Raw genomic sequence first — 15,372 nt, forward strand, 5'->3', positions numbered from 1 at the left:
GTTGTCGGACATTTGTAACTTCCTCTCGAACAGAGCTTTGGGGACCGGGCGCACCACCGGTTGACGATCGCGCCATTCACCAGACGGCAGAAACTGGGTTGAGGGAGCGGATGTGCCGGTATCGACGTACACCCGCCATGAGGCCATCGCTCCGCCCGATGTGTCGCATGGAGCCGTCACAGCGTATTCAGCGGATCCTGCGCAGCACGTGCCCTGCGTTCGCCCATCCCAGAGCCCGTAACCGCAGCTCATCCAACGTGTCGGAAATGCTGTGAGTTACAACACTACCGTGGTGCCAGCATGTCGGACGCGGATCATCCTGTCAAGCCCCTTGACGAATATCGCTACCTCTGTCGTGAGGGCTGAGGAATCGCTCCGACGTCTCAACCTTGTTGAACCACTCATCGATGATCAGTGCGGTTTCGAGGCAACGAAGGCATCAAACACGTAACGACACCATACGTAGCCTTCGCCGATTCCGACATAGTGCTCCATCCAGATACGATTCCGCTCCTTTTGAAGCACTTTAACGACCGGAGCGTGGCTCTGGCGGGACCCCGCGTCCTTGGCTGGGACCACGGAAAAGGCATGAACTGGATCGAACGGTACGAAGAGGCAAGATCCTCCCTGGATCTGGGGATTTTCCCTGCAACGGTCAGGCCTCGATCCCCTGTGTCGGGGCTGCCAGGTGCATTTCTGCTTGCCAGAACCGAAGCGCTGGGTGACGGATTCGCCGCTGGCAGCCGGGTCGGAGAGGACGTGGACCTCGTTTGGCGCATGGTTGAACAGGGATGGCGGGTACGCTTCGAACCGCAGGCAAAAGTTTGGCACGAACATCGGCAAAGCATCAGAGAATGGCTGTCCCGGAAGGCGTTCTATGGAACGTCGGCCCACGCCCTTTCTCTTAGGCACCCGGAGGCAATCGCGCCAGCGGTCTTCGCACCCTGGTCCGTCGCCGTCGTCGCCGTCCTCCTGTGCCAGCGCAAATGGTCGCTACCGGCAGCAGGAGCGATAGCTGCCTGTGCCGCATGGGGGATCTCCAAGAAACTCGGCAGAAGCACGCATCCAGTCCAAATTGCTGCCAGTCTGACTGCGCGCGGAGCACTCGCAGCACAAACGCAAACCATGGCCCTCCTTGTCCGCCACTGGTGGCCTCTGGCGATTACCGGGAGCCTCTTCTCCCGGAGACTGCGACGCGCCCTTGCAATGGCTTGTGTAGTGGACGCGGTGTGGGAATACCACCGCACGCGTCCTCAACTCGGCTCTTTTCGGTTTGCCATTGCCCGTCGTCTCGACGATCTCGCGTACGGAACTGGAGTCTGGTCCAGCGCTCTGAGAGGCCGATCCCTCCGGTGCCTGCTGCCCGACGTCCGGAAGAACCCGAACTGACAACCGCGATCTACATCGCTGGCCGATCACGTATGCGGCATAACGGAGATTCCGGCTGAGCTCAAATAGGACGGCCAAAAACGCCCAGGGAGATGACCGCCAGAGTCAAAAGGATGAGCGAGGAGATCTTGGAGCACAAGGACATATGAGATACGACTGCATCGTCGTGGGCGCCGGCGCCTCAGGGGCCCCCCTGGCGGCCCGACTAAGCGAAGACCCGCGACGAATCGTACTGCTGCTTGAAGCCGGTCCAGTCCCATCGAGCACGGAGGCCTACCCGTCAGAGTTGCTCAACTCAGGCACCGTGCAAGGCGCCATTCCAGGCCACCCTCACAACTGGTCACTCATGGGTCACCTCACCCCGGACCTGCCTTACACCATAGCCCGAGGCCGCATTCTGGGCGGGTCAACCGCGATCAGCGGGACATACTTTATCCGAGCGCCGAAGCAAGACTTTGACCGCTGGTCCGCTGAAGGCAATGTGGAGTGGACGTGGGACAAAGTCCTGCCCTTTTACAAAAAACTGGAGAATGACCTGCACTACGGTGAGAGCGGCGGCCATGGAAGGACTGGACCAATGACAGTTTCCCTCCCGCCGCAAGACCATCCCGTAACAAAAGCCTTCGCCCAGGCCGCCAAAGAACTCGGCTTCCCAATGGAACCGGACAAGAACAGCGAAGAAGATGAGCCCGGCTACGGACCAATGCCCTCGAACAGCATCGGGGGATTAAGAATCAACACCGGCATGGCTTACATAAATCCTGTTCGAGACCGCCCCAACCTGACAGTAGAGGGAAGCTCCTATGTACGCCGGGTATTGTTCGAAGGCACTCGGGCAGTAGCCGTAGAAGTTCTCCGGGACGGTCAAATTATAACCATCGAAGCAAACGAAATTGTTCTCTGCGCCGGCGCCGTGAAGACGCCCCACATCCTCCTTCTGTCCGGCCTGGGCCCGGAGACCGAGCTGGACAGATTCCTCATTCCGGTGATCAAACACCTTCCTGGCGTCGGAAAGAACTTCAGCGACCATCCCAACCGCGCCATTGGTTGGAGAACCAAAGTTCCGCTGATCGACTATGGCACGACACAATCCATGGCAACCGTTCTCAATTTCACCGGCAGCGGTTCGCCCCGGTCAGGCGATCTGGAGATACTCCCACTTCTCAAACCAATGGACTACCTGTTGACAGGAAGCCACCCAGGTGTACGGAATGGATCCCAAAATCCTTCAAAGGCCCTTCACCACGGTGACCTTGCCTTCCTCGTATCATTACAAGCAGCAACATCGCGCGGTCAAATAACGCTGGAATCCGCAGACCCGGCAGTTCAGCCCCGAATCGACTTCAACTATTTCGCCACCGAGTCCGACCTCAAAGGGATGCGCGAAGGGGTTCGCACCGGCGTCCGTATGCTGCGGTCCAATGCCTTCAGTCCGATTTTCCAAGAGCTTACAGAGTTAACAGAGCCGATCCTTCAGAACGACAGGCTGCTCAATCATTGGATGCGCTCCCGTTTAGGAACGGCCATCCATCTTTGCGGCAGCGCGAAGTTCGGATCCCCGAACGACGCTGAATCAGTAGTTGATCAACACGGCCGGGTCCACGGCGTGAAGGGCCTCCGCGTGGCGGACACGTCCATTCTGCCGACAGCACCCACCCCTGGCCCCGCGGCCACAGCAGTACTCATTGGAGAGCGGATGGCCGAATTCATCCGAGGCCAGGGCGACGCGGGCGGCCATTAGCTCCTCGTCATTTGGGAGACGAGGCAGCGCTGCAGTCAGCCTTCTCCAACCACCCGCGACATGCGAGCCATTTCTGCGTTTGGGCCCTCGCGCCCGCCCGTAGCGGGCATTGATCGACTCATTCGCGTTCGTCGGGCAGATCACCCGCCTGATCTCCTCCACGTCGTACCTCCAGGAACGGCACGAACTCAGCGCAGGAGGACTCCCAGAGCCGCGCGATCGCCGGATATAGCTGGCCCCATTCGGCCGTGAACTCGGCGAACCGGTCCTTCGCCGCTTGCTCGCACGGGGCCGTGAAGACCGACTTAAGGGCCTTGACGATACCGTCACGGTGCTGGCGTCCGGCGTAACGGAAGCGTTACGAATCAGATGCACGATGCACTGCTGCCGACCGTTCGCTCCCACGTGGTCGTGATCGCCTCCGGCAGACCCTTGAGCCCATCGCAGACAGCGATGAACGTCCTCCACGTCGCGGTTCTTTAACTCCGAGAACACTTGGAGCCACAAACGGGCACCCTCGGCGCCGTCGCCGGCCCAGATACCCAGGATCTCTCGCTCCCCACTTGTGGTGACCCCCATGACGACATAGAACGAGGTTTTGCGCAACCTGCGGGTCACAGACCTTGACCAGGACCGTGTCAACGAACAGCACCGGATAGATCGGGTCCAAGGCCGGGCCACCATTCGGCCAGTTCCCCGTGGCGAAAAGGCCCAGGAGCCAGATGTCGCCGTCTTCGTCTTTCTCGGTGCGATTCGGAGTCTCCCCAGATGCCGCGGAGCATCGCGGGCGGGGCCGAGGTTCTGGGATCACCAGCAAACCGCCGTGACCGTTGGGCACATACTGGCCCATCTCGTCCACGACGTCCATGGCGATGCCGGGCAGCCGGACCTATGCGGAGCCGAGCTTGGTGGACGTGGCGGCAGACAGCGGAGCGATCATCTGGCGCCGGTTTCGGTCTGCCACTAGGTGTCAATGATGGGCGCCGGGTGGTCTTTCCTTTCGCCGTTCTTGCCGGCGTTGGCGGGATGACGTACCGGTACCACATCCACGCCTCGGGGTTGACGGGTTCGCCCCACCCAACCAAGCCCCCGCAGGGAGGAGAGGTCGTACTTCGCAGGGAACTCCGCGCCCCATTTCATGAAGGTGCGGAGGCGGTAGGGGCGGTGTAGACACCTTGCACTTCTCTCCACCATCTCCCACCAGCGGCCCTTGTGCGGGGAGTCGGGGTGCCTTCGTGCATGACCTGGGTGGCGCCGTGATGAGCGGGGCGTAGGCGACGTAGGAGTGGCCGGTGACCCACCCGACGTCGGCCGTGCAACAGCACACCTCGGTCTCGGGGTGCAGGTCGAACACGACGTTGTGCGTGTATTTGCTTGGATGAGGCAGTCGCCGGTGGTGTGCAGGATGCCCCTGCGTTTTCCGGTTGTCCCAGAGGTGTAGAGGATAAAGAGCGGGTGCTCGGAGTCATGCCCGACGGCGGTGTGCTCGGTGGGGCGACCTCGACGGTGTCGGCCCACCAGTGATCGCGGCCTTCGTGCCAGTCCACGTCCAGGCAGTTGCGCTTGACCACTACAACGTTCTGGACGGTGTGCTCACCCTCGTGCGATAGGGCCTCGTCCACTACGAATGTTCAGGGCGCTGGTCTTTGCCGCGCCGGTAGGTACCGTCGGTGGTGATCACGAGTTTGGCTTCGGCCTCGTCGATATGGGAGCGGAGGGCGTCGGAGGAGTGCCCGCCGAACAACACCGAGTGCACGGCGAGATGGCGCGAAGGCTAGCAGGGTGATTACGGCTTCCTGGATCATCGGCAGGTAGACGGCGACACGGTCACCCTGGCCACGCTAGGGGACTCGAAGGCGTTGGCGGCCTTTTTCACTTCTTCAGTGAGCTGGGCGTATGCTCTCCGTCATGGGTTTCTTCGCCGAATTTGAACGCTCCCTCATGAGAGAACGCCAAAAGGAAGGCATTGTCCTGGCCAAACGGCGCGGCGTCTACAAAGGACGCAATAAGACCCTCGCGCCGGAGAGGGCAACCAAACTGGTCCAGCGCCGGCAGCGGTGCCCCGAAAGCCTTACTTGCCCGTGACTACGGAATCAGCAGGCAAACCGCGTTAAGAAGCACGGGAGGAGAAGTAGTTGCGAGGACTCCCGTTGCATGACTCTTAAGTGGACGCAGGTCAGCGATGTGTTCAGGATGCTGTGGTTCGGCCCGCGTGCGGTATTTGGGTCCTAGGAGTCCCCGCTTGCCGTTAGTCCCCGGGTGGTCTTTCAATTTCTGTCCACGCCGGGACGTGCCAGGCACGGATCCGGGCGGACCCGGGAGTCGTTCCGGCGTGTTCGACTTGCCTGAGAACGGCCGGTGGGGTCAGAAAGAGTGTTCTGGGCCCGGGAATTGGCCGGAGCGGACATCGTGCCCGTAAGCCTTGGCAGCATCAAATAGCGTGCTGCGAAGGTCTGCGTACTGTTTGACGAATTTCGCCATTCGTCCGCCGCGCAGGCCGGTCATGTCCTGCCACACGAGCACCTGGCCGGTGGTTTCCTTTCCCGCGCCGATGCCCACGGTGGGAACACTGAGCACGCAGAAGGCCCCTGCGTCGGCGAGGGCAACTGCATCATCGATCAGGCGCTGCGCGTCGTCGCCGCGGCCCTGCACCCGGTAACCCCCAGCGCATGCTCGCTCTGGGGGGTGAACCCGACGTGGGCCATGACCGGGATTCCGGCTTGCACCATGGCGCGGACAGTGGGCGCATAGTGTTGCCCGCCCTCGATCTTGACGGCGTGGGCCAGGCCTTCTTTGAGGAACCGGACGCCGGCGGAGACGGCCTGTTCCGGGGAAACCTCGTAGCTACCGAAAGGCAGGTCCGCCACGATCAGGGCGCGCTTGGCTGTCCTGGCGACAGCACGGCACAGCGGCAGCAACTCATCTACCGTCACAGGAAGGCTGGTCTCGTTGCCGAACACGTTGTTCGATGCCGAGTCGCCCACGAGAAGCACCTCGATGCCGGCCGCGTCGAAAATTTCGGCCGTGTACTGTTCGTAGGCGGTAAGCATCGCAAACTTTTTGCCGTCCTTCTTAGCGGCTTGCAGGTGGTGAAGGCGCACCCTTTCCCGTTTGGGTCCTGAACCGGGGTCGGCAGACTGCCCAGGCCCGCTGCCGTATGGGTCACGGACGTCGGCGGACATCCTTGAATCAGCGCTGTTGCTTGAGGTCATGGTGTTCTCCTTGGGCAGGTTTGGTCCGCGGCTGAATACCGTGGTGATATACGACTGGGGCTGGCAAGTGAGTGGAAAGCTTCATCCAAGCAGTCTGGGGTGGCCCTACTCGAGCGCCCCGCTTGGGTGACGGCGCAGGAACGAGAATCAGTGGGCGGCCACTCTTCAGGAGTATCAGTCCTGGAGATGCTGCACCAACAGATCGTTCCTGTAGCGGAGCAAAACTCGTGGTGGTAGAGGATACCAATTCGAATGCGGAAGGTCGTCGATGTTCATGGCTTGTCGAGGTCTCTGGTTCGAAGTCTCCGCTGTCAGCATTTACGCGGCCAGTCCGACTGAGTATCGAGGCGACTGCTCATGGCAACAATTCTAAGGTCCGGAAGCTGGCTATGTATACAAATCCGCCCATATATTCGGCTCCGTTGCGTTTTTGGGTACATTTTGTATACACTGCACTCATGCGTGCTAGTGAACGGGCTTACAAAACCCTGCGTGAAGACATCGTCGAGTGGCGTCTTTTGCCGGGGACTGTTCTGGCCGAGGTCGAACAATCCGAACGGCTTGGCCTCTCCCGGACACCCCTCCGGGAAGCCCTTGGCAGGCTAAGCGCTGAAGGTCTCACGCAAACTGCCCCCGGGCGCGGTGTCGTCGTCAGCGATATCTCTTTGGAGGACGTTGACGAGCTCTTCGAGTTGCGCGAAATCCTAGAGTGCAGGGCAGCAGCTCTGGCTGCGCAACGGGGAGAGGTTAGCGTCTTCGCCGCGCTCTACACGGAACTAAGTGACGCTCCATTCCTCCTAGGCGCGGCTGACCCTGCCCGACACAGCTATTACGCGCTGGTGGGCCGGTTGGATGAGGCCATCGACGCCGCTATAGCCAACTCCTACCTTGCTCAGGCCATGCGCAGCCTACGGGTTCACCTTGTCCGGGTCCGGCGGCTGGCAGCCAACGACGATGGCAGGCTCACAGCCGCCGCCGCGGAACACGCTGCCATTGCCGAGGCCATTGCCGAGGGTAACCCCCGGCTGGCCGAGGCTGCCACCACTGTTCATTTGCATCGCAGTCTTTCCCACATCAAAGCCACCCACCAGCCCCACTGAAGGAGCACCAGCACCATGGTTAAGCTCAACCCCGTCCGTGTCTACAAGAGCGAAGAGAACCTCGCCCGTGAAGACCAGCTGGCCCACAAGATTGCAGTCGTCGCCGCCGACGCTGTCGAAGTATCCCCGGATGTCACCGAGATGGTCATCAACCGGGTCATCGACAATGCCTCGGTTGCCATCGCTTCCCTGAACCGCGGGCCCATCGTCGCCGCCCGCGCCCAGGCCCTGACCCACGCACCCACCACTAACGGCAAAGGCGCCGGCGTCTTTGGCATCACGGATCGAGTCTCCCCCGAGTGGGCAGCTTGGGCGAACGGCGTAGCGGTCCGCGAGCTCGACTACCACGACACTTTCCTGGCTGCGGAGTATTCCCACCCTGGGGATAACATCCCGCCAATCCTAGCCGTCGCGCAGCACGTCGGAGCCAGCGGCAGCGACCTGATCCGCGGCATCGCTACCGGTTACGAAATCCAGGTCAACCTGGTCAAGGCCATCTGCCTGCACAAACACAAGATCGACCACGTGGCCCACCTCGGCCCCTCCGCCGCTGCCGGCATTGGCACGCTGCTGGGCCTTGATGTCGAAACGATCTTCCAATCCGTCGGCCAGGCACTGCACACCACCACCGCAACCCGCCAGTCCCGCAAGGGCGAGATCTCCACATGGAAGGCCCATGCTCCGGCGTTCGCCGGGAAGATGGCCGTTGAAGCGGTAGACCGGGCCATGCGCGGCCAGACCTCACCGGTTCCGATCTACGAGGGCGAGGACGGCATCATTGCGTGGATGCTGGATGGCCCGGAGGCCGCCTACGAGGTCCCGCTGCCCGAAGCCGGTGAGGCAAAGCGCGCCATCTTGGACACCTACACCAAGGAACACTCCGCCGAGTACCAGGCCCAGGCCTGGATCGACCTCGCTCGAAAGCTGCACAAGGAGCACCCGGAGGCCACCGACCCCGCCAACATGGAATCGGTCCTCATCCGGACCAGCCACCACACCCACTACGTCATCGGGTCCGGCGCCAAGGATCCACAGAAGTATGACCCGACCGCCTCACGGGAGACCCTGGACCACTCCATTCCTTACATATTCACCGTCGCGTTGCAGGACGGGGCATGGCATCATGTGGATTCTTACTCCCCCGAACGCGCCGCCCGGCCCGACACCGTGGAGCTGTGGAACAAGGTGACCACGGAGGAAGACCCGGACTGGACCCGCCGATACCACTCCCTGGACATCGGCGAAAAAGCATTCGGCGGATCAGTTGAAATCACCTTGAGAAACGGCACTGTCATCACAGATGAGATCGCTGTGGCTGATGCCCACCCGCTGGGCGCCCGGCCGTTCGCCCGCCAGCAGTACGTCAACAAGTTTCGCACCCTCGCCGCCGGACTTGTGGAGGAGGCCGAAATCGAGCGTTTCCTCGCTGCCGCCGAAGCTCTTCCGGACCTTGGCCCTGGCGAGCTGGACCAGCTGAACATCACAGCCGCCCCCGGCGTGATCAACCTTAGCGACGCGCCCGCCGGCCTTTTCTAAGCTCTTTCCACTTTTCGATAGGGAGACCATGCTGTACTCAAAGACAACCCCGGAGCAGAAGCGCGTCGCACTGCGTGAGATGCTCGCCTCCGGAACCATCCAGCAGTTCCCGGGCGCGTTCAACCCGCTCTCCGCACGCCTGATCGAGGAGAAGGGCTTCGCCGGCGTGTATATCTCCGGCGCCGTGCTGGCCAACGACCTCGGCCTGCCGGACGTTGGCCTGACTACCCTCACCGAGGTGGTCACCCGTGCCGGCCAGATAGCCCGGATGACCGATCTGCCCTCCCTGGTGGACGCCGACACCGGGTTCGGTGAACCCATGAACGTCGCTCGGACCGTTCAGGAGATCGAGAACGCCGGTCTGGCAGGCCTCCACATCGAGGACCAGTTCAACCCAAAGCGCTGCGGGCACCTGGACGGCAAAAACGTTGTGGATCTGGAGACAGCGACCAAACGCATCCGGGCGGCCGCCGACGCTCGACGGGACCCGAACTTCCTCATCATGGCCCGCACCGACATCCGGGCAGTGGACGGGCTCCAGGCCGCGAAGGACCGGGCGAAGGCGCTGGTGGATGCCGGCGCCGACGCGATCTTCCCGGAGGCTATGCGGGACCTGCACGAGTTCCGTGCCATCCGTGATGCCGTGGACGTACCGATCCTGGCCAACATGACTGAGTTCGGGAAGAGCGACCTCTTCACCGTGAAGCAGCTTCAGGCAGTCGGAGTGAACATGGTTATCTACCCCGTCACCCTGCTCCGTAGTGCGATGGGCGCAGCCGAACGGGTGCTGGACACGCTCAAGAGTCTGGGCAGCCAGGAAGTACGCGTGCCTGAAATGTTCACCCGGGCCCGCCTCTACGACCTCGTGGACTACGAAGCCTACAACAAATTCGATTCCGGCATTTTCAACTTCCAAATCCCCGACACCCACTGATACAAGGACTGCAACGAAGGAGTTCAGCATGGCTGATACAGAGATCAAAAAGGGACTAGCCGGCGTCGTGGTGGACTACACCGCCGTCTCAAAGGTCAACGCGGAAACCAACTCGCTGCTTTACCGGGGGTACCCGGTTCAGGAACTCGCCGCCACATGCAATTTCGAAGAGGTTGCCTACCTGCTCTGGAACTGCGAACTGCCCAGTCAGGATCAACTTGCCGAGTTCAGCTCCCGCGAACGGGCAGGCCGGGCGCTCGACCCTGCACTGAAGACCATTATTGATGCCCTGCCCGTCCAGGCCCACCCGATGGACGTCTGCCGCACGGCAGCCTCAGTACTCGGTGCCCGGCACCCGCTAGCCGAGGACTCTTCTCCGGAAGCCAACATGACGAAGGCCATCGACCTGTGGGCTGCAATGCCGGCAGTCGTGGCCTACGACCAGCGCCGCCGCCGGGGCCAGGACATCGTGGAACCCCGCGAGGACCTGGGCTATTCGGCGAACTTCCTATGGATGACCTTCGGCGAAGATCCCGTCGACGAGGTTGTCCAGGCTTTCGACGTCTCGATGATCCTGTACGCGGAGCACTCTTTCAACGCCTCAACCTTCACCGCCCGGGTGGTGACCTCCACCCTCTCGGACCTCCACTCCGCCGTGACTGCTGCCATCGGTGCCCTGAAAGGTCCCCTGCACGGGGGTGCCAACGAAGCTGTGATGCACACCTTCAATGAGATCGGGATCCGCAGCGAAGAGTCCATGGAGGAAGCTGCGGCGCGGGCCAGGACCTGGATGGAAGACGCTCTGAGGCAGAAGAAAAAGGTGATGGGCTTTGGCCACCGTGTCTACAAGAACGGTGATTCCCGGGTACCCACGATGAAGGAAGCCCTGGACAAGATGATCGCGCACTACAGACGGCCCGAACTCCAGGGCCTGTACAACGGCCTTGAGCAGGCCATGGACCAGGCCAAGGATATCAAACCAAACCTCGACTACCCTGCCGGACCGACCTACCACCTCATGGGCTTTGACACCCCGACTTTCACACCCATCTTTGTCGCGAGCCGCATCACGGGCTGGACGGCACACATCATCGAACAGGCGGCCGCAAACTCCCTGATCCGCCCGCTCAGTGCATACAACGGCCACGAGCAGCGTTCCCTATAGCTGGCAGTCCCAGCCCCAATTCCTGCGGTGGGGCGTCGGATGATCACCCGGATCATCAACTTTTCGCAACGGCTACGACGCCTCACCGCCGGCTCACCGAAACAGCTCGGCAGAGCTGCAACATCAACTCGCGCCATTGAGGAACAAGAATGGACCTTCACCTGCAACCAGATTGGCAACGCGCTCTAGGGCAGTGGGTCGAAATCTGGAAAGACGGGAAATTTGTCCGTAAAGGAACGGTCGAGGCCGTCATGCCCGACGAATCAGTGCTCTGGATTTCGGCGGAAGGCGCCTCTTCACGACAAATGCTTCTCAGATGCGACAAATACCAGGTTTTTGCGCACTTCGTGCCTGAACGTCCATCAGCATGAGGGCCTAAATCCTTCGCGGGATGCACACCTGGAATCCACATAGCCCGCCCCACCGCTCCGGCACGAGATAGCGTCTCAGGCCAGCTCGGATGAGGAGCGGCGGTGTGGCACGAAAGCCCACTACTGGAGCCTCCTTTGAATCGAACAATCTTCAAATCAAAGATCCACCGCGCGACCGTCACGCACGCTGATCTGCACTACGTCGGCTCCGTCACAGTTGACCTGGACCTGCTCGATGCTGCGGACATCCTTCCCGGCGAGTTGGTGGCCATCGTGGACGTAACCAACGGCGCCCGGCTGGAAACGTACACCATCGCCGGGGAACGCGGTTCCGGAGTCATTGGCATCAACGGCCCAGCGGCCCATCTGGTGCAGGAAAACGACGTTGTCATCGTGATTACCTACGCCCAAATGACCATCGAGGAAGCCAGGGTATACGAGCCCAAGGTGGTCCACGTTGATGAAAACAACAAGATAGTCCAGCTCGGCAATGATCCAGCCGAAGGCCTCACACCAGGACTCCTCCGTCCGCCATACGCCCTGAACAACGCCACACTCTGAACCGGACCGCAAGGGCCAAACCCGGCGCACGCGTACTCCCTCCCCCGCCACCACCGCTCCGGCGGCCCGTCGCACACCTTGGCGGTGCCCACGCTCGCCAAACCCTTCATACGCGTCCCAGATCGGGACAACGTCACTCTTGCCGGCTGAGTCATCATGAGTGAAAGGATCAGCCGGATTTGGCGTCCCGGAAGCAAGGAGGTTTTGTGAGTCGCTACGCATGCGATTGGCGTCGGGCTGTTGCCACACGTTGTTACCTCAAAAGCTCATTTGCTGTCTGGTGAAAACCCTTCATGTCCTGCGGCGTTCCCAGACCCCAGTTCGCTCACCTCGGAGGAGATGGTAGTCGGATCATGGTGCAAACAGTGGCTGGATTCCGCGAAGCCAGGACCATGTACGACCCGCTTCCATGGTCTCCGGCGATGACAACCCCCGGACACCTGGTGGCCTCGATCGGCGGCGGCGACATGCCCTTGGTCGTCTCCATGCTCAACAGCTACTCTGGTTGGGCCGCCGCCGCGGCGGGCTTCCTGCTGAACAACGACCTGCTCATCATCACCGGCGCCCTGGTCGGTTCTTCGGGTGCGTACCTGTCCTACATCATGTGCAAAGCCATGAACCGGTCCTTCATCTCCGTAATCGCCGGCGGCTTCGGTATCTCAGCCCCCACTACCGGGGGAGACGCTGACCGGGGCGAGCACCCGTCGCCGCCCGACTGCCCGGGCACATGAACGTGCTCCTCGCCGAAGCTAAAGTCCCGTACGACATCGTTCTGGAAATGGACGAAATCAACGACGACCTCGACGGGACCTCCGTGGTCCTAGAGATCGGGGCGAACGACACCGTCAACCCCGCCGCCGCCGAGGACCCCTCCAGCCCCATCGCCGGTATGCCGGTCCTCAAAGTCTGGGAAGCAGACAACGTCATCGTCTTCAAACGGTCCATGGCCGCAGGCTACGCCGGTGTCCAAAACCCCCTCTTCTACCGCGAGAACTCACACATGCTCTTCGGCGACGCCAAAGCCCGCGTCTAAGACATACTCCAGGCCTTTTGAACTCGACAAAACCACCAGGTAGGAAGTGATTACGCTCAGAGGCGAACTACCTCCCCCAGGACAGGCCGAAAACACGAAAAACAATCAGTCATACCGGATGTAAACAGCTGCGCAGGGGAAGCACCACCTCACCCTCAGCCGTTCGACATCGACGGATTTGCGGCAGCCGCCTGGATCGGGCTCCACTACAGGCACGAGTTCCTGCTCCACCACCGGCACGAGCTGCTGGAGCACCCGCCCTCGTGACCGGGGCGGCAAACCATGCCGCCCAAGCAGTACCGCTGACGCGCAGCACTGCCACTCAAGCTGTTTGGGCGGCCCGGGCGACCACCGGGGTCGCCGTACTTCGCAACGCCAAGCCGCCCCACCGCCCCCTTCTCCATCCCGCCATCCGTGGGAGGAACGGCAGGAGAAGCAGACCACAGTCCATCGACCCAGCCCGTAGACACAGGCTTTACTAGGAACACCTAGTAATTACTTGGACGTCCTAGTAAGATTGTTTTTGTTGTTGATCGATGAAGTTGGAGCAAAAGGAAACCCATGAAAATCATCGTTCTTATCAAGCAGGTGCCCGACACCGCAGAGGAACGCCATCTCAATCCTGCGACTGGCCGGCTTGATCGCGAGGCCAATGAAAGTGTGGCCGATGAAATCACCGAGCGCGGCCTTGAGGTCGCACTTCGCCACAAAGACGCGAACAAAGGGTCCGAGGTAATAGTACTGACCGCGGGGCCCAGCTCGGCGACGCAGGCGCTGCGCAAGGCACTGTCGATGGGTGCCGATTCTGCGGTGCATGTCGTCGACGACCGTTTGGCGGGTGCTGACATTGCCATGACCGCTGCCGTCCTGGCTGCCGCCGCGAAACGTGCCGGTTTTGATCTACTCATCGCAGGGAACGAATCGACCGATGGCCGCGGCGGAATTGTGCCGGCCATGGTCGCCGAGCATCTTAAATTGCCGTTGCTGCCTTCACTTACCACCGTGGAGCTGGCCGCGGACCGCGTTTCCGGCGAGGTGGTACTGGAATCCGAGCGTATTAGCGTCAGTGCGGCCCTGCCGGCGGTAGTCTCCGTGACTGAATGGGTTGCCGAAGCCAGGTTCCCGAACTTCAAGGGCATTATGACTGCCAAGCGCAAGCCGCTAACGACGCTGTCCCTTGCCGAGCTCGAAATGGAGCCCGACATGGTCGGTGGCGGGTCGGTCGTACTTGGCGTTTCCGAGCGGCCCGCCAGGGCGGCGGGCAAGAAGGTTATCGATGACGGGACTGCGGCCCGCGAACTTGCAGACTTCCTGGCCGCCGAGCGCCTGATCTGACTACGGAGCTGAAATGAAGAATGTATTGGCACTGATTGAAACCACGCACGCCGGCGAGATCGCCGCCAGCGCGCAGGGGGTGATTGCTGCAGCCGCCAAGCTCGGCACTCCCGTGGCGGTTGTGGCAACGCGGCCCCAGGAGGGCGCGGCCCTGATTGCGCAGCTTGGGACCTTCGGAGCGCAGCATGTCTATCTCGCCGAGAGCTCCCAAGTGGGGAGCGTGCTTGCGTCCGCCCAGGTGGAGGCGTTGATGTCTGCTGCCTGGGCCCTTGATCCGTCCGCTGTCGTCGCGGCCAACTCCGTCGCAAGCCGACAGATCGCGGCTCGGTTTGCGGTCCGCTCAGGTGGCGGGCTCCTGGTCGATGTCGTGGACGTCCGACCCTCAGATGACGGGTCGGCCATCGGTATTCACTCTGTTTTCGGTGGGGCCTACACAGTTGAAGCAACCGTGCAGTCAGGCCCTGCCGTCATCACTGTGCGACGGGGCGCGCTGGACGAAGAGCGTGCTGCCGCTGCAAACCCCGTGGTCACGACCGTGCAGCTGGATGGCCAGGCTGAAAGCTTCACCAGCATCGACACGGTGCACGCTATAAGCTCCGATTCCAGCAGGCCCTCGCTGGGCAGTGCGGCCACGGTGGTATCAGGCGGAAGAGGCCTGGGGTCCAAAGAGAACTTTGAGCTGGTTGAGCGGCTTGCGGACATTCTTGGCGGCGCCATCGGCGCATCCCGCGCGGCCGTGGACGCCGGTTACGTCGACCAGGGGTTGCAAGTGGGCCAGACCGGCGTCACCGTGTCACCCCAGCTGTACGTAGCACTCGGGATTTCCGGTGCCATCCAGCACCGCGCCGGCATGCAGACCGCCAAGACCATCGTGGCCATCAACAAGGACGAGGATGCCCCCATCTTCGACGTGGCCGACTTCGGTATCGTCGGCGACGTCTTCACTGTGGTGCCGCAGCTGATAGAAGCCATTCAGGACCGCGCCAACTAACACC

General features: G+C 61.6%; 10 protein-coding genes and 5 pseudogenes. 12 read left to right on the forward strand and 3 right to left on the reverse strand.

What is annotated here, in order from left to right; genetic code table 11:
* Window positions 1-414: 414 nt before the first annotated feature.
* Window positions 415-1,389 (forward strand): mycofactocin biosynthesis glycosyltransferase MftF, encoded by a 975-nt coding sequence (mftF, locus tag FBY31_RS23895; RefSeq protein ID WP_142046037.1) that lies wholly within the window; start codon window positions 415-417, stop codon window positions 1,387-1,389.
* A gap of 145 nt (window positions 1,390-1,534) precedes the next feature.
* Window positions 1,535-3,130, forward strand: coding sequence for a mycofactocin dehydrogenase MftG (gene mftG / locus FBY31_RS22440; protein ID WP_142046039.1), 1,596 nt, complete (start codon window positions 1,535-1,537; stop codon window positions 3,128-3,130).
* Between the two features lie 118 nt (window positions 3,131-3,248).
* On the opposite strand, the pseudogene FBY31_RS23900 reads toward mftG, so the two are convergent.
* Both FBY31_RS23900 and FBY31_RS22450 read right to left on the reverse strand, forming a co-directional pair.
* A pseudogene (locus FBY31_RS23900) lies at window positions 3,249-3,814 on the reverse strand (transposase).
* 25 nt (window positions 3,815-3,839) lie between these two features.
* Window positions 3,840-5,027: pseudogene (locus FBY31_RS22450) on the reverse strand (AMP-binding protein); the annotation flags it as partial.
* On the opposite strand from FBY31_RS22450, the pseudogene FBY31_RS22455 reads away from it, so the two are divergent.
* Window positions 5,018-5,288 (forward strand): annotated as a pseudogene (locus tag FBY31_RS22455) (recombinase family protein); the annotation flags it as partial. The pseudogenes FBY31_RS22450 and FBY31_RS22455 sit on opposite strands and share 10 nt — an antisense overlap.
* Window positions 5,289-5,494: 206 nt before the next feature.
* Here the strand turns inward: FBY31_RS22455 and panB are convergent.
* A pseudogene (panB, locus tag FBY31_RS22460) lies at window positions 5,495-6,342 on the reverse strand (3-methyl-2-oxobutanoate hydroxymethyltransferase).
* A 458-nt stretch (window positions 6,343-6,800) separates the two neighbouring features.
* On the opposite strand from panB, the gene FBY31_RS22465 reads away from it, so the two are divergent.
* The 9 genes and pseudogenes from FBY31_RS22465 to FBY31_RS22505 all read left to right on the forward strand — a co-directional run bounded on the left by FBY31_RS22465 (window position 6,801) and on the right by FBY31_RS22505 (window position 15,368).
* A complete protein-coding gene (locus FBY31_RS22465) occupies window positions 6,801-7,442 on the forward strand; it encodes a GntR family transcriptional regulator (RefSeq protein ID WP_142046041.1) in 642 nt (213 codons plus the stop codon).
* A 15-nt stretch (window positions 7,443-7,457) separates the two neighbouring features.
* Entirely contained in the window at window positions 7,458-8,978 is a 1,521-nt protein-coding gene (locus tag FBY31_RS22470; protein ID WP_142046043.1) for an MmgE/PrpD family protein, read from the forward strand.
* Window positions 8,979-9,006: 28 nt separating this feature from the next.
* Window positions 9,007-9,912, forward strand: coding sequence for a methylisocitrate lyase (gene prpB, locus FBY31_RS22475; protein WP_142046045.1), 906 nt, complete (start codon window positions 9,007-9,009; stop codon window positions 9,910-9,912).
* Window positions 9,913-9,940: 28 nt separating this feature from the next.
* Entirely contained in the window at window positions 9,941-11,077 is a 1,137-nt protein-coding gene (locus FBY31_RS22480; RefSeq protein ID WP_142046047.1) for a bifunctional 2-methylcitrate synthase/citrate synthase, read from the forward strand.
* A 149-nt stretch (window positions 11,078-11,226) separates the two neighbouring features.
* The gene (locus tag FBY31_RS22485; RefSeq protein ID WP_142046049.1) at window positions 11,227-11,448 is read left to right on the forward strand and encodes a hypothetical protein; all 222 of its coding nucleotides are present in this window, start codon (window positions 11,227-11,229) and stop codon (window positions 11,446-11,448) included.
* Between the two features lie 135 nt (window positions 11,449-11,583).
* The gene (gene panD / locus FBY31_RS22490) at window positions 11,584-12,009 is read left to right on the forward strand and encodes an aspartate 1-decarboxylase (protein WP_200833503.1); all 426 of its coding nucleotides are present in this window, start codon (window positions 11,584-11,586) and stop codon (window positions 12,007-12,009) included.
* A gap of 437 nt (window positions 12,010-12,446) precedes the next feature.
* Window positions 12,447-13,042 (forward strand): annotated as a pseudogene (locus FBY31_RS22495) (NAD(P)(+) transhydrogenase (Re/Si-specific) subunit beta); the annotation flags it as partial.
* Between the two features lie 561 nt (window positions 13,043-13,603).
* Window positions 13,604-14,377: an electron transfer flavoprotein subunit beta/FixA family protein gene (locus tag FBY31_RS22500; RefSeq protein ID WP_142046051.1), complete on the forward strand. Its 774-nt coding sequence runs from the start codon at window positions 13,604-13,606 to the stop codon at window positions 14,375-14,377.
* 13 nt (window positions 14,378-14,390) lie between these two features.
* On the forward strand, window positions 14,391-15,368 hold the full coding sequence (locus FBY31_RS22505) for an electron transfer flavoprotein subunit alpha/FixB family protein (RefSeq protein ID WP_142046053.1): 978 nt from the start codon (window positions 14,391-14,393) through the stop codon (window positions 15,366-15,368).
* Window positions 15,369-15,372: the final 4 nt, after the last annotated feature.

Origin of the sequence: Arthrobacter sp. SLBN-100, from assembly GCF_006715305.1 — a bacterium.
Classification (GTDB): domain Bacteria; phylum Actinomycetota; class Actinomycetes; order Actinomycetales; family Micrococcaceae; genus Arthrobacter.

Bases quoted from the DNA above. Each gene is read 5' to 3' on its own strand.
- FBY31_RS22465 (WP_142046041.1), top strand. From the start codon at position 6,801: ATGCGTGCTAGTGAACGGGCTTACAAAACCCTGCGTGAAGACATCGTC.
- mftG (WP_142046039.1), top strand. From the start codon at position 1,535: ATGAGATACGACTGCATCGTCGTGGGCGCCGGCGCCTCAGGGGCCCCC.
- FBY31_RS22480 (WP_142046047.1), top strand. From the start codon at position 9,941: ATGGCTGATACAGAGATCAAAAAGGGACTAGCCGGCGTCGTGGTGGAC.
- FBY31_RS22500 (WP_142046051.1), top strand. From the start codon at position 13,604: ATGAAAATCATCGTTCTTATCAAGCAGGTGCCCGACACCGCAGAGGAA.
- FBY31_RS22470 (WP_142046043.1), top strand. From the start codon at position 7,458: ATGGTTAAGCTCAACCCCGTCCGTGTCTACAAGAGCGAAGAGAACCTC.
- FBY31_RS22505 (WP_142046053.1), top strand. From the start codon at position 14,391: ATGAAGAATGTATTGGCACTGATTGAAACCACGCACGCCGGCGAGATC.
- prpB (WP_142046045.1), top strand. From the start codon at position 9,007: ATGCTGTACTCAAAGACAACCCCGGAGCAGAAGCGCGTCGCACTGCGT.
- FBY31_RS22485 (WP_142046049.1), top strand. From the start codon at position 11,227: ATGGACCTTCACCTGCAACCAGATTGGCAACGCGCTCTAGGGCAGTGG.